Annotated in this window: 18 protein-coding genes and 1 pseudogene; 11 read left to right on the top strand and 8 right to left on the bottom strand. The window is 75.1% G+C overall.

What is annotated here, in order from left to right:
* Positions 1 to 79 precede the first annotated feature (79 nt).
* From O2W17_RS21970 to O2W17_RS21945, 6 genes are all read left to right on the top strand, one after another.
* On the top strand, positions 80 to 706 hold the full coding sequence (locus tag O2W17_RS21970) for a hypothetical protein (protein WP_269194619.1): 627 nt from the start codon (positions 80 to 82) through the stop codon (positions 704 to 706).
* A 105-nt stretch (positions 707 to 811) separates the two neighbouring features.
* Complete coding sequence (locus tag O2W17_RS21965) at positions 812 to 1,474, top strand: N-acetyltransferase (protein WP_269194618.1); 663 nt, start codon at positions 812 to 814, stop codon at positions 1,472 to 1,474.
* A 28-nt stretch (positions 1,475 to 1,502) separates the two neighbouring features.
* Complete coding sequence (locus tag O2W17_RS21960) at positions 1,503 to 2,402, top strand: alpha/beta hydrolase fold domain-containing protein (RefSeq protein ID WP_269194617.1); 900 nt, start codon at positions 1,503 to 1,505, stop codon at positions 2,400 to 2,402.
* 159 nt (positions 2,403 to 2,561) lie between these two features.
* On the top strand, positions 2,562 to 2,912 hold the full coding sequence (locus O2W17_RS21955; protein WP_269194616.1) for a YciI family protein: 351 nt from the start codon (positions 2,562 to 2,564) through the stop codon (positions 2,910 to 2,912).
* Positions 2,913 to 2,931: 19 nt separating this feature from the next.
* Positions 2,932 to 4,170, top strand: a complete 1,239-nt coding sequence (locus O2W17_RS21950; RefSeq protein WP_269194615.1) for an RNA polymerase sigma factor — start codon at positions 2,932 to 2,934, stop codon at positions 4,168 to 4,170.
* A complete protein-coding gene (locus O2W17_RS21945; RefSeq protein WP_269194614.1) occupies positions 4,167 to 4,448 on the top strand; it encodes a DUF1905 domain-containing protein in 282 nt (93 codons plus the stop codon). Before O2W17_RS21950 ends, O2W17_RS21945 begins: the two co-directional genes overlap by 4 nt.
* 36 nt (positions 4,449 to 4,484) lie before the next feature.
* Here the strand turns inward: O2W17_RS21945 and arfB are convergent, their stop codons facing one another.
* The 3 genes from arfB to yidD are packed head-to-tail and all read right to left on the bottom strand — an operon-like array spanning position 4,485 to position 6,554.
* On the bottom strand, positions 4,485 to 4,925 hold the full coding sequence (gene arfB / locus O2W17_RS21940) for an alternative ribosome rescue aminoacyl-tRNA hydrolase ArfB (protein ID WP_269194613.1): 441 nt from the start codon (positions 4,923 to 4,925) through the stop codon (positions 4,485 to 4,487).
* A gap of 23 nt (positions 4,926 to 4,948) precedes the next feature.
* Positions 4,949 to 5,971, bottom strand: a complete 1,023-nt coding sequence (locus O2W17_RS21935; protein ID WP_269194612.1) for a phosphotransferase — start codon at positions 5,969 to 5,971, stop codon at positions 4,949 to 4,951.
* 55 nt (positions 5,972 to 6,026) lie between these two features.
* Complete coding sequence (gene yidD / locus O2W17_RS22335; protein ID WP_269194611.1) at positions 6,027 to 6,554, bottom strand: membrane protein insertion efficiency factor YidD; 528 nt, start codon at positions 6,552 to 6,554, stop codon at positions 6,027 to 6,029.
* Between yidD and mmuM the strand changes: the two genes are divergently transcribed.
* Complete coding sequence (gene mmuM / locus O2W17_RS21925; protein ID WP_269194610.1) at positions 6,553 to 7,476, top strand: homocysteine S-methyltransferase; 924 nt, start codon at positions 6,553 to 6,555, stop codon at positions 7,474 to 7,476. The two genes, yidD and mmuM, sit on opposite strands and share 2 nt — an antisense overlap.
* 78 nt (positions 7,477 to 7,554) lie before the next feature.
* On the opposite strand, the gene O2W17_RS21920 is transcribed toward mmuM, so the two are convergent.
* Positions 7,555 to 8,412, bottom strand: a complete 858-nt coding sequence (locus tag O2W17_RS21920) for an SDR family oxidoreductase (protein WP_269194609.1) — start codon at positions 8,410 to 8,412, stop codon at positions 7,555 to 7,557.
* A 106-nt stretch (positions 8,413 to 8,518) separates the two neighbouring features.
* Positions 8,519 to 8,650 (bottom strand): hypothetical protein, encoded by a 132-nt coding sequence (locus O2W17_RS21915; RefSeq protein WP_269194608.1) that lies wholly within the window; start codon positions 8,648 to 8,650, stop codon positions 8,519 to 8,521.
* Positions 8,651 to 8,805: 155 nt separating this feature from the next.
* On the opposite strand from O2W17_RS21915, the gene O2W17_RS21910 reads away from it, so the two are divergent.
* The 3 genes and pseudogenes from O2W17_RS21910 (at position 8,806) to O2W17_RS21900 (ending at position 12,264) form a co-directional block, all read left to right on the top strand.
* The gene (locus O2W17_RS21910; protein WP_269194607.1) at positions 8,806 to 11,343 is read left to right on the top strand and encodes a DEAD/DEAH box helicase; all 2,538 of its coding nucleotides are present in this window, start codon (positions 8,806 to 8,808) and stop codon (positions 11,341 to 11,343) included.
* A pseudogene (locus O2W17_RS21905) lies at positions 11,321 to 11,680 on the top strand (GNAT family N-acetyltransferase); the annotation flags it as partial. The gene O2W17_RS21910 and the pseudogene O2W17_RS21905, both read left to right, overlap by 23 nt.
* A 74-nt stretch (positions 11,681 to 11,754) precedes the next feature.
* On the top strand, positions 11,755 to 12,264 hold the full coding sequence (locus O2W17_RS21900; RefSeq protein WP_269194606.1) for a sulfite exporter TauE/SafE family protein: 510 nt from the start codon (positions 11,755 to 11,757) through the stop codon (positions 12,262 to 12,264).
* 59 nt (positions 12,265 to 12,323) lie between these two features.
* On the opposite strand, the gene O2W17_RS21895 is transcribed toward O2W17_RS21900, so the two are convergent.
* Complete coding sequence (locus O2W17_RS21895) at positions 12,324 to 12,953, bottom strand: hypothetical protein (RefSeq protein WP_269194605.1); 630 nt, start codon at positions 12,951 to 12,953, stop codon at positions 12,324 to 12,326.
* Positions 12,954 to 13,081: 128 nt separating this feature from the next.
* On the opposite strand from O2W17_RS21895, the gene O2W17_RS21890 reads away from it, so the two are divergent.
* Positions 13,082 to 13,999: an AEC family transporter gene (locus tag O2W17_RS21890; protein ID WP_269194604.1), complete on the top strand. Its 918-nt coding sequence runs from the start codon at positions 13,082 to 13,084 to the stop codon at positions 13,997 to 13,999.
* A gap of 47 nt (positions 14,000 to 14,046) precedes the next feature.
* Here the strand turns inward: O2W17_RS21890 and O2W17_RS21885 are convergent, their stop codons facing one another.
* Together O2W17_RS21885 and O2W17_RS21880 are read right to left on the bottom strand one after the other, a co-directional pair.
* The gene (locus O2W17_RS21885; RefSeq protein ID WP_269194603.1) at positions 14,047 to 15,726 is read right to left on the bottom strand and encodes an alpha-amylase family protein; all 1,680 of its coding nucleotides are present in this window, start codon (positions 15,724 to 15,726) and stop codon (positions 14,047 to 14,049) included.
* Positions 15,723 to 16,715 carry a TIGR03885 family FMN-dependent LLM class oxidoreductase gene (locus O2W17_RS21880; protein ID WP_269194602.1) on the bottom strand — a complete coding sequence of 331 codons (993 nt, stop codon included), beginning with the start codon at positions 16,713 to 16,715 and terminating at the stop codon, positions 15,723 to 15,725. The genes O2W17_RS21885 and O2W17_RS21880 overlap by 4 nt, the downstream gene beginning before the upstream one ends.
* Between the last annotated feature and the right edge of the window lie 148 nt (positions 16,716 to 16,863).

Genomic DNA, 16,863 nt, shown 5'->3' with positions numbered 1-16,863 from the left:
CGAGGTCGATGACGACGTCCTTCCTGAACTGCTGCCGGTACTCGACGGCGAGCCGGGCGACCCGCACGCAGGCCTCCCCATGTCCACACCCGCTTCCGCGCACGGCGACGACACCGGCATCCGCCCGGACGGAGCGCACTCCACCCGCGGCGCCGGCCGTGACGCCGTCGACGCGCAGCACTCCCGCTACGGCGGCATCAAGTGGGGCGCGGCGTTCTTCGGCTGGCTCTCCGCCAACGGGCTGGCAGTCCTGCTGATCGCGCTGATCAGCGCCGCCGGCGTCGCCATCGGGTTCACCGAGGGCCTCCCGTCGGTCGACCAGGCCACCGAGCAGGCGAGCACGATCGGCATCGTCGGCGGCATCGTCCTGCTGGTCGTCCTGTTCCTCGCCTACCTGGCCGGGGGCTACGTCGCCGGCCGGATGGCGCGCTTCGACGGCGTCCGCCAGGGCATCGCCGTGTGGGTCATCGGCCTGCTCGTCGTCCTGGCGCTCGCCATCGCCGGCCTGGTCTTCGGCTCGGAGTACAACGTGCTCCAGCAGCTGAACCTGCCGCGCATCCCGATCGACGAGGGCACCGCCACGACCGGCGGCATCATCGCCCTGGTCGCCGTGCTGCTGCTGACGCTGCTCGGCGCGATCCTCGGCGGCAAGCTGGGCGAGCGCTACCACCGCAAGGTCGACCGCGCCGGCTTCGACGCCGTCTGAGCACGCCTCCCCCTGCCGCGGCGCAGGGGGCGCAACGCCCACCACGACGGGGGCCGTCCCACCCGGGGCGGCCCCCGTCGTCGTCGGGCGTGGTCGAATTCGGGGGTGACCCCTCCCGGCCCGATCGTCCGGCGGATCGACGACCCGGACGAACCCGGGCCCGACGTCCGCGTCGCCGAGCAGCGGGACGTGCCCGCCATCGCCGCCACGCTCACCGTCGCGCTGGCCGACTCCCGCTGGGTCCGCTGGGCCCTGCCCGACGACGGCCGGATGCAGCGGCTGACCCGGCTGCACGAGCTCGACGCCGCCCACCGCGGGGTGTCCACCGGCACGGCCTGGGTGACCGAGGCCCTCGACGCCGTCGCCGTCTGGGAGCCGCCGGCCGGCGCCGAGGGCACCCGTCCGCTGGCCGACGACGTCCGGGCCGCCCTCGCCCGGGAGCTGCCCTACCTGAGCGGGCCGCGGGCCCGCGCGGTGGCCGAGACCGACGCCTTCCTCACCGCGGCCCGGCCCGGCCAGCCGCACTGGTGGCTGCGCCACCTCGGGGTGCGCCCGTCGGCCCGCCGCAGGGGGCTGGCCGCCGCCGTCCTCGCGCCGGTGCTGGTGCGCTGCGACGCGGAGAAGACCCCCGCCGCCGCGGCGGTCTTCGGCTGGGCGAACGTGCGGTTCCTCCGCGGGTTCGGCTTCCAGGTGGCGGAGACGACCCGCACGACCGACGACGAGCTGCCGCTGTGGGTGCTCGTCCGCGAACCGCTCTCCCTGAGCTGACCGCCGTCCTGTCGATCCCGGAGGCCTCGTGCCCAGCCCTGCCGCCCGCCTGCTCCCCCCGCTGATGCGCCTGCTCCGCTTCCGGCGGGAGTTCGAGCGCCCCGAGCTGATGCTGCGGGGCGTGCAGGAGCGCCTGCTGCGCCCGGTGCGGTACGGGCCACCGCGCGGACTCGGCCCGGTGGAGGTCGTGGTGGACGTCCACCACACGACCGGCTGGCCGGTCTACCGCGTCCTCCCCCGCGGCCGGACGCCGGACCGTGCCGCCGTGTACGTGCACGGTGGTGCCTGGGTGAACCAGATCCACCCCCTGCACTGGCGCCTGGTCGCCCGGCTCGCCGCCCGCAGCGGCACCGCGATCACCGTGCCGGTCCACCCCCTCGCGCCGGTGGGCACGGCGGCGACCGTGGTGCCGCCCGTCGCGGACCTGATCGGCGCGCTGGTCGACCGGCACGGCGCCGGGCGGGTCACCGTGATGGGCGACTCGGCCGGCGGCCAGATCGCGCTGTCCGCCGCCCAGCTCCTCCTCGACCGGGGCGTGCCGCCGCTGCACCGGACGGTGCTCGTCTCGCCGGCGCTGGACCTGACCCTGGCCAACCCGGAGATCGACCTGGTGGAGCCGCAGGACCCCTGGCTGGCCCGCCCCGGCACCCGGGCGGCGATCGAGCTCTGGCGGGGCACGCTCCCGCTGACCGATCCGCTGGTGAGCCCGCTGTTCGGGGAGCTGGCCGGGCTCGGTCCCCTGACCGTCTTCAGCGGCACCCGGGACATCACCAGCCCGGACACCCGGTTGCTGGTCGACCGCGCCCGCGCGGCCGGCGTCCAGGTCGATCACCACGAGGAGGAGGGTCTGGTCCACGTGCACGCGCTGCTGCCGGTGCCCGAGGGGCGGCGGGCGCGGCGGGTGATGGCCGCCGTCCTCGCCGGCTGAGGAGCACGCGGCCGCTTCGCCCGGGCCGCTCCGGAGGTGCTGGCGCGGCCCGTGGACGTGCTGGAAAAGTCGAGCGCGGAGGTGTCGATCCGGCCGGTCCCCGCTCGTACAGGGGGTGAGCGACCGGCACGCGGCCGGCGCCCGACCCCAGGAGGAACCATGGCCCAGTACCTGCTCAACATCGTCCAGCCGGTCGGAGAGGTCCCCTCGCCGGAGGACCTGGAGCCGGTGATGAAGGATCTCGCCGCGCTCAACGAGGAGATGCAGGCGGCGGGTGTGTGGGTCTTCGCCGCCGCGCTGCACCAGCCGGACTCATCGACCGTCGTCCGCGCCGAGGGCGGCGACGTGCTGGTCACCGACGGCCCCTACGCCGAGGCCAGGGAGTTCGTCGGCGGGTTCGACCTCATCGAGGTCGACGACCTGGACCAGGCCCTGGTCTGGGCCGGCAAGCTCGCCCGCGCGCTCGGTGGCCTGCCGGTCGAGGTCCGGCCCGTCGCCCAGGCCTTCTGACTCCGGACCCGCTGCCCCCGTGTCCGACGCCACCGCCGAGGTCGAGCGGGTCTTCCGCGAGCACCACGGACGGGCGGTCGCCGTCCTGATCCGCCTCCTCGGCGACGTCGACGCCGCCGAGGAGGCGGTCCAGGACGCCTTCCTCACGGCCCTCCGGCGGTGGCCGGTCGACGGCGTCCCGCCCAGCCCGGCCGGCTGGATCGTGACGACCGCCCGCAACCGGGCGATCGACCGCTGGCGGCGGGAGTCCGTCCGGACCGACCGGCACGCGCAGGCCGCGCTGCTCGTCAGCGCCCCGGAGCACGTCGAGGAGGGACCCGTGCACGACGACCGGCTACGGCTCGTCTTCACCTGCTGCCACCCCGCGCTGGCCGCGCCCGCCCGGGTCGCGCTCACCCTGCGGCTGCTCGGCGGCCTCACCACCGCCGAGATCGCGGCGGCGTTCCTGGTGCCCGAGCCCACGATGGCCCAGCGCCTGGTCCGCGCGAAGGCCAAGATCCGCGACGCGCGCATCCCCTACCGGGTCCCGGCGGACGCCGAGCTCCCGGACCGGCTGCCGGCCGTGCTCGCCGTCGTCTACCTGGTGTTCTCGGAGGGCCACGCCGCCTCGTCCGGGGACCGCCTGGTGCGCGAGGATCTCTGCGCCGAGGCCATCAGGCTGGGCCGGCTGATCGCCGAGCTGATGCCCGACGAGCCGGAGGTGGCCGGGCTCCTGGCGCTGATGCTCCTCACCGAGGCCCGGCGGCCGGCGCGGACGTCCGCCGACGGCGCCCTGGTGCTGCTGGCCGAGCAGGACCGGTCGCGCTGGGACGGGCGGCTGATCGCGGAGGGCCACGACCTGGTGCGCGGGTGCCTGCGGCGCAACCGGCCCGGGCCCTACCAGGTGCAGGCGGCGATCGCGGCGGTGCACGCCGACGCCGTCGATGCCGCCGGCACCGACTGGGCGCAGGTGGTGGCGCTCTACGACCAGCTGATGGCCCTGGCGCCGAGCCCGGTGGTCGCCCTGCACCGCGCCGTCGCCGTCGCCGAGGTGGCCGGACCGGCCGCCGGCCTCGCGCTCGTCGAGGGGCTGGACCTGCCCCGCCACCACCTGCTGCCGGCCGTGCGCGCCGACCTGCTGCGCCGGCTGGGCCGCCCGGCCGAGGCGCTCGAGGCCTACCGGGCGGCGTTGGCGCTGGCCGGCAACGACCGCGAGCGCGCGTTCCTGCGGCGGCGTTGCGATGAGTTGCCGGCGTCGCGGCAGTCGGAGGAGGCATGAGCTCCCCCACCGACCTCGACGTCACCTTCACCGCGCCCATCGAGAAGGACGGCGCGTTCCCCACCTACCTGGTCGTGCCCGGCTCCGCCGAGCTGCTTGGCACCCGCCGGGCGGTGAAGGTGACCGGCACGGCCGACGGGCACGCCTTCGCCGCCACCCTCATGCCGTCGGGCATCGGCCCGCACTGGCTGCCGCTGCGCGCGGCGATCTGCTCGGCGATCGGCAAGAGCCGCGCGGGCGAGGAGGTCACCGTGCACCTGGAGCAGCGGCTGAGCTGAGCGGGGGCGGGACGTCCTCGCGGGGGCGTCCCGCCGTCAGTCCCAGCTGCGGCGCTGCTTCTTCAGCTGGCCGCGCTGCTTCTTCGCCTCGATCCGGCGCTCCTTCGAGCCCCGGGTCGGCTTGGTGCGCCGGCGGGCCGGCGCCGGCGGGGCGAGCGCGGCACGGAGGACGGCCGCCAGCCGCTCGCGCGCGGCCTGCCGGTTGCGCAGCTGCTGCCGGTGCTCGCTCGCGACGACGGTCAGCACGCCGTCGACCAGCCGCTCGCCGAGCCGCGCCGCGAGCCGGGCACGCTGCGGGTCGCCGAGGCCCGGGAGGTCCAGCGGCGACACCGACAGCTCCACCCGGGAGTCAGCGGTGTTCACGCCCTGCCCACCCGGCCCGGAGCTGCGGGAGAACCGCCACGACAGGGCGGCCGCGGGCACGACGAGGGACCCGGTGACCGGCAGGTCACCGGAGGCGTCGTCGGTTGCGGGCACCGGGACAGTGTGGCCGACGCGGTTCAGGCGCCGGCCGCCAGCGGGCCCGGGGCCAGGTGCTCGGCGGTCCAGCCGGGCACCTGCCCGTCCCACTCGGCGCGCTCGGCCTCGTGCACGCCGCGCAGGATCCGGCGCCAGGTCAGCGCCCGCTGCAGCGGGCCGATCCGCAGGGCCAGGGCGCACAGCTCCCGGAGCTCGCCGGACGGGCCGAGGTCCCGCCACTCCCCGAGGTAGGCGTCGCGGAGGCGGAGCAGGCCGGGGTCGCCGTTCGCCAGGCCGAGCACGTGGGCGGCGAACCGCAGCGCCACCACCAGGGTCAGGAACGGGTGCGACACCGAGGCGTCACCCCAGTCGAAGAACCGGTGGTGCCCGTCGTCGACGAACACGTTGGCGTCGTGCAGGTCGTCGTGCTGCAGCGTGGGCGGGACCGGGCCGGCGGCCAGCGCACGGCACGCCCGCGCGTACCCGGGGAGGTCGGCGAGGACCCGGTCGCGGTCAGCCTGCGCCAGCCCGCCGGGGCGGCCGGGGCGCTGCAACCCGTCGTCGCCGAGCAGGTCGGCGACCAGTCCGGGCAGCCGCCCCGGCCGGTGGTCGGGCACGCCGAGCTCCAGCAGCGCACCGGCGTGCGGGACCAGGGCCAGCTGCAGCCGCGCGTGCGCGCGGACCATCGCCTCCCAGGCGGCCAGGTCGGCCGACCCGGCCGCCCGCAACGTGCGCCCACCGTCGGGCAGGAGCAGCAGCCGGCGCTGCGGGTGCACCGCGAGCGGGACCAGGACGTGCCCGGGCACCCACCGACCGAGAGCCTCGGCCAGCGGGGGTTCGTGCGCCGAGCCCGGGCCCACCGACTTGAGCCAGACGGCGCCCCCGCCGCGCAGCGGCAGCCGGAACGCCGTCGACCAGGCCCGGACGTGCGGCTGCTCGGGCGGACCGTCGAGCTGCCGGCCGGTGCGGGCCAGCTGCTCGACGGCCCAGTCGAGGGAGGCGCTCCGCCAGCCGGGGTCCTGCCAGGTCGCGACGCCGGCCGTGGCCTCGGACCCGGGAATCACGGACGCACGGTAGGCGGCCTGCCCCGCACGGCGCAGCAGGCTTTCCGAGCCCGCGTCAGGCGGGGACCGGGTCGGCGCCGCCGGCGGCTCCCGGACGGCAGCGGACCAGCCGGCGCAGCGTGAGCCAGGAACCGCGGAGCGCGCCGTGGGTCTCCAGCGCCTCGATCGCGTAGGCCGAGCACGTCGGGGTGAACGCGCAGCACGGCCGGCGCTTCGGGCTGATCTCGCGCTGGTAGAAGCGGACGGCGGCGACCAGGCGGGCCGCCGCGCCGGTGCCCTCCTGGCCGGCCCGGATCGCCGGAAGCGACCGCGGGGCGACGAGCATCAGCTCCAGGCCGCACCCGACGGCGTTGGCCAGGCAGCAGCCGGTGTTGAGGAACAGCAGGTCGCGCAGGCAGGAGTCGTTCCGCCGCCCGTACCCGCGGGGCGGGCCGTACCCGCCGTACCCGCGGCCGTAGTGGCCCGCGTAGTGCCCACGGTAGCCACCGCCGTAGCGCGGACCACGCCGCCGTCGTCGCGGACCCCAGCCACTGCTCCAGATGAACACCACGGCAGGGAGGTACCGCAGGAGGATGGCAGCCATGCCTGATCTCGCCGCCGCCCTCGCCGCCGGAACCGTCGTGCTCGACGGCGGGTTGTCCACCGAGCTCGAGTCGCGGGGCGCCGACGTCTCCTCGGCGCTCTGGTCGGCGCGGCTGCTGCGCGACGACCCCGCGGCGATCGTGGCGGCGCACGCCGCCTTCGCCGCCGCGGGCGCCCAGGTGGCGACGACCGCCAGCTACCAGGCCACCCTCGAGGGGTTCGCGGGGGCCGGGCTGACCCGGCGCGAGGCGCAGGCGCTGATCGAGCGCTCGGTGCTCCTGGCCCGCGAGGGGCAGGGGGACGGCTGGGTCGCCGGCTCCGTCGGCCCGTACGGCGCGATGCTGGCCGACGGCTCGGAGTACACCGGCGGCTACGTGGCGGAGGTGGGCCTTGCCGCGCTGCGCGCCTTCCACCGGCCGCGGATGGAGCTGCTGGCGCAGGCGGGCGCGGACGTGCTGGCCTGCGAGACCGTGCCCGCGGCCGCCGAGGCCGGCGCGCTGGTCGCCGAGGCCGTCTCCCTCGGTGTGCCCGTCTGGCTGTCCCTGACCACCGTCCTGGACGAGGCGGGGGTGCCCCGCACGCGCCGGGGTGAACGGGCGGCCGACGTGTACGCCATGGTGGCCGGCGTGCCCGAGGTGGTCGCGGTGGGCGTCAACTGCACCGCGCCCGCCGCGATCGGCCCCACGATCGCCGCGGCGGCCGCGGCCGGGAAGCCGATCGTGGTCTACCCGAACAGCGGCGAGGTGTGGGACGCGGCCGCCCGCCGCTGGGCCGGTACCCCCGGCGTCGCCCCGGACGCCGTCACCGGCTGGATCGGGGCGGGCGCCCGGCTGGTCGGCGGCTGCTGCCGGGTCCGCCCCGCCGACATCGCCGCCGTCGCCGCCGCCGCCGCCGCCGCCGCCAAAGATGATCAGGTGACCTGATCACCGGTGGTCCTGGCTCAGCACCGGTGGTGAGCCAGGACCCGGAACGACCAGGTCACCTGATCAACAGTGGGCGCGTCAGAGGATGGGCTTGCCGCCGGTGACGGCGATGCGGGCGCCGGAGACGTAGGACGACTCGTCGCTGGCCAGCAGCACGTAGACCGGCGCCAGTTCGGCCGGCTGCGCGGGCCGGCCCATCGGCACCTGCTGACCGAAGCTCTCGACCTTCTCCTCGGGCATGGTCGCGGGGATCAGCGGCGTCCACACCGGGCCGGGGGCGACGCTGTTGGCCCGGATGCCCTTCTCGGCCAGCATCTGGGCGAGCGAGGCGGTGAAGTTGGCGATGCCGGCCTTGGTCATCGCGTAGGCGATGAGGTTGGGGCTGGGGTTGTCGGAGTTCACCGACGAGGAGTTGATGATCGAGGCGCCCGGCTGCATGTGCGGCAGCGCGTCCTTGCACAGCGTGAACATGGCGGAGAGGTTCGTGGCGAGGGTGTGGTCCCACTCCTCGTCGGAGATCTCGTCCAGCGAGTCGTGGCTCATCTGGAAGGCGGCGTTGTTGACCAGGACGTCGACCCGGCCGAACTCCTCGACGGCCTTGGGGATGACCGTCTTGGCGTGCGCGCGGTCGGAGAGGTCACCGGGGACGAGGACGCACTTCCGGCCGGCGTCCTCGACGTACCTGGCGGTGTCCTGGGCGTCCTCGTGCTCGTTCAGGTAGGAGATGAGGACGTCGGCGCCCTCGCGGGCGAAGGCGATGGCGACCGCGCGGCCGATGCCGCTGTCGCCGCCGGTGATGACGGCGGCCTTGCCGGCGAGCCGGCCGGAGCCGGTGTAGCTCTCCTCGCCGTGGTCCGGCTTGGGGTCCATCGCCCCGAGGGTGCCGGGAACGCTCTGCTGCTGGGCGGGCTGGGACTCGGGACGGGGCGACGACATGGTTCTCCTCCGGTGCGGTAGGGCGGGCCGGACCGGGTGCTGCTCACCGGACCGGCCTCCGCGCGCTACCCGCCGGGAGCCCGGGGGAACCTGCGGGTCGCGGGTGTCAGGCGGCGCGGGCCAGCGACTCGGCGGCCGGGGCCGCGATCGGCAGCTGCCACCGCATCTCGAACCGGCGTCGGCCCGCCTTGTCGACGACCTGCACCCACCGGCACTCCGGGCAATCCTGTCCACGCATGTCCCCGCCACCTTCCGTTCACCTGTTGTTCACCTTCCCCCCAGATCGGCGACAGCGAGCCGTTCCTGCAGGTTCCGTTATGGATCCGTGACCTGACGCGGATCGCCGGGCGGGGTGCGGGAAGGACCGGGGCGTCGGGCACGCTGTCGTTCACGATGACCGCGCCGCTGATCGACGACCCCACCGACCTCACCGCGCTCCGCGCCCGGGGCGGCGACCCCGACGAGCTGTTCGCCGCCTTCGCCGCGTGGGCCGAGGCCGGTGGCACGACGCTGTACCCGGCGCAGGAAGAAGCGCTGATCGAGCTGGTCAGCGGCGCGAACGTCGTCCTGGCCACGCCCACCGGCTCGGGCAAGTCGCTGGTGGCCACCGGCGCGCAGTACGCGGCCCTGGCCGCCGGGCGACGCAGCTACTACACCGCGCCGATCAAGGCACTGGTCAGCGAGAAGTTCTTCGCGCTCTGCGGCGTCTTCGGCGCGGCCAACGTCGGCATGCTCACCGGCGACGCCTCGGTCAACGCCGGCGCACCGATCATCGCCTGCACGGCGGAGGTGCTGGCCAACATCGCGCTCCGGGAAGGCGCGGACGCCGACATCGGCCTGGTCGTCATGGACGAGTTCCACTTCTACGGCGACCCCGACCGCGGCTGGGCCTGGCAGGTGCCGCTGCTGGAGCTGCCGAGGGCGCAGTTCCTCCTGATGAGCGCCACGCTCGGCGACGTCACGTCGCTGCGGGAGGACCTCACCCGCCGCACCGGCCGCCCGACGGCGCTGGTCGCCAACGCCGTCCGCCCGGTGCCGCTGCACCACTACTACGCGACGACGCCGATGCACGAGACCATCCAGGAGCTGCTGGACACCCAGCAGGCGCCGGTCTACGTCGTCCACTTCACCCAGGCCTCGGCGCTGGAGCGCGCGCAGGCGCTGATGAGCGTCAACGTCTGCAGCAAGGAGGAGAAGGCCGCGATCGCCGACATGATCGGCGGCTTCCGGTTCTCCTCCGCCTTCGGGACGACGCTGTCGCGACTGGTCCGCCACGGCATCGGCGTGCACCACGCGGGGATGCTGCCCAAGTACCGGCGGCTGGTGGAGCAGCTGGCCCAGGCCGGGTTGCTCAAGGTCATCTGCGGCACCGACACCCTCGGCGTGGGCATCAACGTGCCGATCCGCACCGTCGTCTTCTCGGCGCTGAGCAAGTACGACGGGACGCGCACCCGGCTGCTGCAGGTGCGCGAGTTCCACCAGATCGCCGGCCGCGCCGGCCGGGCCGGGTACGACACCGCGGGCACGGTCGTGGTCCAGGCGCCGGAGCACGAGGTGGAGAACCTCAAGCAGTTCGCGAAGGTCGCCGACGACCCGAAGAAGCGCCGCAAGCTGGTCCGCAAGAAGGTGCCCGACGGCATGGTGCCGTGGAGCGAAGCGACCATGAACCGGCTGGTCGAGGGCGACCCCGAGAAGCTGAGCAGCCACATGCGGGTGACGACGGCGATGGTCCTCGACGTCGTCGACCGGCCCGGTGACCCGTTCGTGGCCATGCGCCGGCTGCTCACGGAGAACCACGAGCCGCGCCCGAAGCAGCTGAGGCTGATCAAGGACGCGATCGGCATCGCGCGGTCGCTGCTGCAGGCCGGCGTGCTGGAGCGGCTGCCCGAGGCCGAGCCCGACGGCCGCCGCTACGACCTGACGCTGGACCTCCCGCCGGACTTCGCGCTCAACCAGCCCCTGTCGACGTTCGCACTGGCCGCGATCGACCTGCTGGACCCGGCGTCGGACACCTACGCGCTCGACGTGGTCAGCGTCATCGAGGCCACCCTCGACGACCCGCGGCAGATCCTCTCCGCCCAGCTCAACAAGGCCAAGGGCGAGGCGGTCGCCCAGATGAAGGCCGAGGGCATCGAGTACGACGAGCGGATGGAGCTGCTGGAGGAGGTCAGCTACCCCAAGCCGCTGGAGGAGCTGCTCGGGCACGCCTACGACGTCTACCGGCAGAGCAACCCGTGGGCGGCCGACGGGCAGCTCTCGCCGAAGGCGATAGTCCGGGAGATGTGGGAGCGGGCGTTCACCTTCCGGGAGTTCGTGAACACCTACGGGCTGACCCGCGCCGAGGGTGCCGTGCTCCGCTACCTCTCCGACGCCTTCAAGGCGCTGCGCTCGGGGGTGCCCGCGGCGGCGCGCACCGAGGAGGTCACCGACCTGGTCGAGTGGCTCGGTGAGCTGGTGCGCCAGGTCGACTCCTCGCTGCTGGACGAGTGGGAGCAGCTCACCTCCCCCGACCAGCCGCTGGACGTGCCGGTCGCCGTGCCCGCCCGCCCGCGGCCGCTGACCGGCAACGAGCGCGCGTTCACCGCGATGGTCCGCAACGCGCTGTTCCGCCGGGTGGAGCTCTGGGCCCGCCGCCGCTGGTACGACCTGGGCGAGCTGGACGCCGGTTCCGGCTGGGACGCCGACCGCTGGGGCGCGGTGGTGCAGGCCTACTTCGCCGAGCACGCCGAGGTGAACACCGGTGGCGACGCCCGCGGGCCGGCGCTGCTGATCTGGGACAAGGCCGAGCCGGGCACCTGGCGGGTGCGGCAGATCGTCGACGACCCCGAGGGCCACCACGACTGGGGCTTCGACGCGGAGGTGGACCTGGAGGCGTCGGACGAGGAGGGCGCCGCGGTGCTCCGGCTCGTGGACGCCGGCCGGAAGGACTGAGCAGGTGGTGGGTACCGGGGGCTGCGCGGTCCGCGCCGGGACGACCTGGTGGAACCTCTGCTACCGCTTCACGCCGGCGGCCTGGGGTCACGGGCTCGCGGCCGAGCTGGTGACGGCCGCCCTGGACGCGGCACGGGCGGTCGACCCCGACCGGCCCGTGGTCGCCTGCCTGCTCGAGCACGACGCCGAGTCGCGCGGCCGGGCCGAGCGCGCCGGCCTGTTCCCGGTCTGGCGGGGCCCGGACGCCGGCAACCCCGACCCGGACGCCGTCCGCCTGGTCCACGCCGACCGCCCCCTCGACGACGACGTCCTCGCGCGGGTCACCGCGCTCGCCTGACCGGTGGGAGCGCAACGGCGGACCACCGGGCGGGCAGCGTCCGGGCGCGTGCCAAGCTCGTCGCCGATGGACGCATGACGAGCGGGGCGGCGGTGCTCCTCACGCCGTCGGACGCCTTCGAGCGGATCGTCCCGTGGCTGATCGGCGGTGGCTCGCTGGCCAGCCTGGTGCAGCGGCCACCGCGGGAGCTGGCCGCCGAGGGGGCCCGGCACGCTCCCGCAGCCGATCCGCGGTGGCTGCCGCTGGGCACCTTCGCCGTGACCATCTACGGCGGCTACTTCGGCGCCGCCGCCGGCGTGCTGCTGCTCGCGATGTACCTGCTGTCCACCGGGGAGGGCCTCCCCCGGGGCAACGCCATGAAGAACGTCGTCCTGGGCGTGGCCAACGGCGTCGCGGCCATCGGGTTCGTCGTCCTCGCCGACGTCGCCTGGGCGGCCGCGCTACCGCTGGCGCTCGGCTTCTTCCTCGGTGGCCGGCTCGGACCCCGTGTGGTCCGGCGGGCCCCGCAGGCCGCGCTGCGCACGCTCATCGCCGTCGCCGGGCTCGCCCTCGCCGTCCACCTGGGCATCCAGGCCTACACCTGACGCGCCGCACGCCCCGTCCTCCGCGGTCGGGGCGTCGGACGGGGCGTGATCCGCCTCCGTCAGCCGCGGCTGACGAAGGCGGACAGGAAGAGCACGAACGCGCTCACCAGCAGCAGCAGCCGGGCCGGTGTCAGGCCGTTGACCAGCGTCGCGGTCGACTCCACCCACTGCGGCCGGACGCCGGCCTCCCGGGCGCGCTGCCGCACGATGCGGACCTCGTCGGCGAGCAGGACGCCGGAGGCGCCCAGCAGGGTCAGGCCCACGACGGCGAAGGTCAGCGCCAGCCGGTCGTCGAAGGTGTCGGCCGAGCCGCCGAGCACCAGGACCACGACCAGCCCGAGCAGCAGGCCCAGCAGCCCGCCGGCGACCGGCGCCCACGGCCCCATCACCGTCAGCGGTCCGCGGCGCGGCATGCGCGGGCGGGGCCGGACGCTCACCGGCGCTGTCGCGTGCATGCCGGGGACGACGTCGTCCTCCCCCGCCGACGGCGCGTCGCCGTCCCGCGCCGCCGCCGGCGCGGCCACCGGTTCGGGCGTGCCGGACGCCGTCGCCGCCGGGGTCGCCGTCGCCGCCGGGGTCGTCGCCGGCGTCTCCGCCGGGGTCGGAGCCGTCTGGGGGTCGGTCGGCCGCACGACCGGGATCTCCGCGGTCCCGGTGCCGACGGCCGTGCTTCCGTTGCGTTCACTCATGAATCGATCACCTCGTGCGCCACGCTAGGCGCACCGGCCCCACGAGCGGGGGACGCCGCCCCGGCGGGCTCCTCACGGACCGTGATGCCGCGCCGTAGCCCTCCGCCGCAGGTGGCTAGGCTCGCCCGGTGAACGCGGCTGCGCTGGTCCTGCCGGAGTTCACGCTCCTCCTCATCGGTGTGCTCCTGCGCCGGTTCGCCTGGCGCTCCCCGGGCTTCTGGGTCGATCTCGAGCGCCTCGTCTACTTCGTGCTCTTCCCGGCCCTGCTCTTCCGCACGACGCTCTCGGCCGACCTCGCCGCCGCCGGATCCGGCGGGGCGGTGCTGGCCGCGCTGGGGGCGCTCTCGGCCGGGGCCCTGCTGGGCGCGGTGGTCCGGTGGCTGCCGGGCGTCGACCGGATGACGGCGGCCTCGGGGTGGCAGACGGCGTTCCGCTTCAACACCTTCATCGCCCTGGCGCTGGTCGACGGCCTGGGCGTCCCGGCGCTCGCGCTCATGGGCGTGCTGCTCGGGGTGACGGTCCCGCTGGTCAACGTCCTGGCGGTCACGGCGCTGGCCCGCAGCGCGCCCGGCGGAGCGCCCGGCGGGCGCGGGCTCGGCGTGCTGGCCGCCGTGGCCCGCAACCCGCTGATCATCGCCACGGTCGCGGGCCTCGGCGGCAACCTCCTCGGGCTGGCGCTGCCCTCCCCCGTCGACGCCACGCTCTCCCGGCTGGCCGCCGCGGCGGTGCCGTTGGGCCTGCTCGCGGTCGGCGCCGCGCTCCGCGTGGCCGGCCTGCCGCGCGGGCAGCGACTCATGGCCGCCTACCTGGGGGCGGTCAAGCTGGTCGCCGTGCCGGCGGTCGCCCTCGGGCTCACCGCGCTGCTCGGCGTGGAGGGCGACCAGCGGTTCGTCGTCCTGGCCCTGGCCGCCGTGCCGCCGGCCACGGCGGCCTACGTCCTGGCCGCGCGGATGCAGGGCAACGGCGCCTTCGTGGCCGCCCAGGTGTCGGCGACGACCACGGCCTCGCTGCTGACCCTGCCGCTGTGGCTGGCGCTGACCGGCTGACCACCGGCCCAGGCGCCACGCAGCCGGCCGGCGGGGCGCCGGGCCGGTCACAGCAACCGGCGGCTGTCCTCGCCGACCACCCGCAGCCAGCGGTAGCCGTAGCCCTCCAGCGCCACCTCCGCGGCCCCGTCGTCCCCCAGCGGGGTGCTGCCGGAGGTGAGCAGGTCCTCCAGGCGGTGCCCGCTGTCGCACCCGGGCACGGTGAGCGGCACCGCCCGCGGGTCGGGTCCGAGGTTGTGCAGGGTGACCAGCGCCGCGTCGTCCCAGGTGCACAGCAGGGCGAGCACCGCGGGGTGCGGCTGGTCGAGGACTGCGAACTCGCCCCAGCCGAGCTCCGGGGACTCCCGGTAGCGCCGGACGAGCAGCTTCATGAACGACAGCAGCGAGTCCGGGTCCCGGCGCTGGTCGGCGACGTTGACGAACTCCGGGCCGAAGCCGCCGTCGACCACCGGCCGGGTCAGCTCGTCGGCCGTGGCGTGGGAGAACCCGCCGTTGACCCCGCCGCTCCACTGCATGGGGGTGCGCACCGACAGCCGGCTCCCGGCCGAGAGGTCCTCCCCCATGCCGATCTCCTCGCCGTAGAAGAGCACCGGCGTGCCCGGCAGGGCGAACAGCAGGCTGTAGACCATCCGCACCCGGCGCGGATCGCCGGACAGCATCGGGGGCAGCCGCCGGATCAGGCCCCGGTCGTAGACCTGCATCCGCGGCTCCGGGCCGAACGCGGCGAAGACCTCGGCGCGCTCGTCCTCGGTCAGCTTGTCCAGGGTGAGCTCGTCGTGGTTGCGGACGAACGTCCCCCACTGGCTGTCCGGCGAGATCTCCGGGCGGGCGGCCAGCGAGGCGGCGAGCGGCCCGGCGTCACCACGGGCCAGCGAGAGGTAGGTCTGCTGCATGGTGTTGAAGTCGAACTGCATGGTCAGCTCGTCGCCGTCCTGGCCGCCGAAGAACCGCACCTGGTCCTCGAACGGCAGGTTGACCTCACCGAGCAGCACGCCGGACCCGGTCCGGCGGCCGAGAAAGGCGCGCAGCGCCCGCAGGTAGGCGTGCGGATCGGGGAACCGCGCCGCCGAGTCATCGTCCATCCCGGCGGTCTCCAGGAGGAACGGCACGGCGTCGACCCGGAAGCCGGACAGCCCCAGCTGCAGCCAGAAGCCCATGATCTTGGCGATCTCGTCGCGGACCTTCGGGTTGGCCACGTTGAGGTCGGGCTGCTCGGAGTAGAAGCGGTGCAGGTACCACTCGCCGGTCTCCGGGCTGTGCGTCCAGATGCCCCCCTCGGCGTCGGGGAAGACCACCTGGTCGCTGGTGTCCGGCGGCTCGTCGTCCCGCCACACGTAGAAGTCGCGGTACGGCGAGTCCTTGCTCTCCTTCGCCGACCGGAACCACGGGTGCTGGTCGGAGGTGTGGTTGACGACGAGGTCGGCGATCACCCGCATCCCCCGGTCGTTCGCCGTCCGGATCACCTCGACGAGGTCGCCGTGGTCCCCCAGCCGGGGGTCGACCCCGTAGTAGTCGGTGATGTCGTAGCCGTCGTCCCGCCCGGCGGTCGGGTAGAAGGGCATCAGCCACAGGCAGGTGACGCCGAGGTCGGCGAGGTGGTCCATGCGCTGCGCCAGGCCCTGCAGGTCGCCGACCCCGTCGCCGTTCCAATCCATGAACGTCTCGACGTCCAGGCAGTAGACGACGGCGTTCTTCCACCACAGGTCGGCCGTGTCGGTGATCCTCACCGCTGCACCGCCACCGCGGGGGCCGGCGCGGTGACGCCGAGCTGCGGCAGGACGTGCTCGCCGAAGGCGTCGAGGAACGCCCGCTGCTCCACGCCCACGTGGTGCAGGTAGATCTGGTCGAACCCGAGGTCCAGGTACTCCTGCAGCCAGGCGGTGTGCCGGCCGAGGTCGGCCGACACCCGCACGGCCTCCGTCACGCCCTCCGGCGTCACGTGCGCGCTGGCCTGCTCGAAGGCCTCCGGGCTGTCGAGGTCCCAGCACAGCGGCGGCGGGAAGACGTTGCTGCGCCACTGGTCGTGCGCGATGCCCAGCGCCCGGTCGGGATCGGGGTCCCACGAGACGTGCACCTGCAGCGCCAGGGTGCCCTGTCCCCCGGCGTCCCGGTAGGCGGCGATCATCTCGCGCAGCTTGTCGTGCGGCTGGTTGATGGTCACCAGGCCGTCGGCCCACGCGGCGCCGTTGCGGGCGGTGGCCACGCTCACCGCCGGGGCGATGAGGGCGGGCTGCTGCTCGGGCAGGGTGTAGACCTTGGCGCGGTCGACGGTCACCAGCCCGTCGTGGCTGACCTCCTCCCCCGCCAGCAGCGCGCGGATGACCGCCACGCACTCCAGCAGCCGGGCGTCGCGCACGTCCTTGCGCGGCCACTTGTCGCCGGTGATGTGCTCGTTCATGGCCTCGCCGCTGCCCAGGGCGACCCAGAAGCGGCCCGGGAACATCGCGCCCAGGGTGGCGATCGCCTGCGCCACGATCACCGGGTGGTAGCGCTGCCCGGGGGCGTTCACCGCGCCGAACGGCAGGGACGTCGTGGCCATCGCCGCGCCCAGCCACGACCAGGCGAACCCCGACTCCCCCTGCCGGGGGTTCCAGGGGGTCAGGTGGTCCGAGCACATCGCGGCCGTGAAGCCGACGTCCTCGGCGTGGCGGACGGCGTCCAGCAGCGCCGCGGGGTGGACCTGCTCGTGCGAGTTGTGGAATCCGATCACCGGCATGGCCGATGCCTACCGGAGTGTCGGCGCCCCGGCCAGCGGGGCGCCCCCCCCGTCGGCGGCCGACGCGGCCGCCGGCGCCGTCCGTCCCGCCGTGGGGGGCACGCCCCCGGGTGTGAGCCGATAGACACGCCTGGACCGGCGGGCGGCC

Source organism: Blastococcus sp. VKM Ac-2987 (assembly GCF_026967805.1).
GTDB lineage: Bacteria > Actinomycetota > Actinomycetes > Mycobacteriales > Geodermatophilaceae > Blastococcus.
This window is presented reverse-complemented; position numbering and strand designations above follow the sequence as displayed.

Coding starts and splice junctions, on each gene's coding strand:
- O2W17_RS21970 (WP_269194619.1), top strand. CDS start 80: ATGTCCACACCCGCTTCCGCGCACGGCGACGACACCGGCATCCGCCCG.
- O2W17_RS21955 (WP_269194616.1), top strand. CDS start 2,562: ATGGCCCAGTACCTGCTCAACATCGTCCAGCCGGTCGGAGAGGTCCCC.
- O2W17_RS21945 (WP_269194614.1), top strand. CDS start 4,167: ATGAGCTCCCCCACCGACCTCGACGTCACCTTCACCGCGCCCATCGAG.
- mmuM (WP_269194610.1), top strand. CDS start 6,553: ATGCCTGATCTCGCCGCCGCCCTCGCCGCCGGAACCGTCGTGCTCGAC.
- yidD (WP_269194611.1), bottom strand. CDS start 6,554: ATGGCTGCCATCCTCCTGCGGTACCTCCCTGCCGTGGTGTTCATCTGG.
- O2W17_RS21920 (WP_269194609.1), bottom strand. CDS start 8,412: ATGTCGTCGCCCCGTCCCGAGTCCCAGCCCGCCCAGCAGCAGAGCGTT.
- O2W17_RS21915 (WP_269194608.1), bottom strand. CDS start 8,650: ATGCGTGGACAGGATTGCCCGGAGTGCCGGTGGGTGCAGGTCGTCGAC.
- O2W17_RS21910 (WP_269194607.1), top strand. CDS start 8,806: ATGACCGCGCCGCTGATCGACGACCCCACCGACCTCACCGCGCTCCGC.
- O2W17_RS21900 (WP_269194606.1), top strand. CDS start 11,755: ATGACGAGCGGGGCGGCGGTGCTCCTCACGCCGTCGGACGCCTTCGAG.
- O2W17_RS21895 (WP_269194605.1), bottom strand. CDS start 12,953: ATGAGTGAACGCAACGGAAGCACGGCCGTCGGCACCGGGACCGCGGAG.
- O2W17_RS21880 (WP_269194602.1), bottom strand. CDS start 16,715: ATGCCGGTGATCGGATTCCACAACTCGCACGAGCAGGTCCACCCCGCG.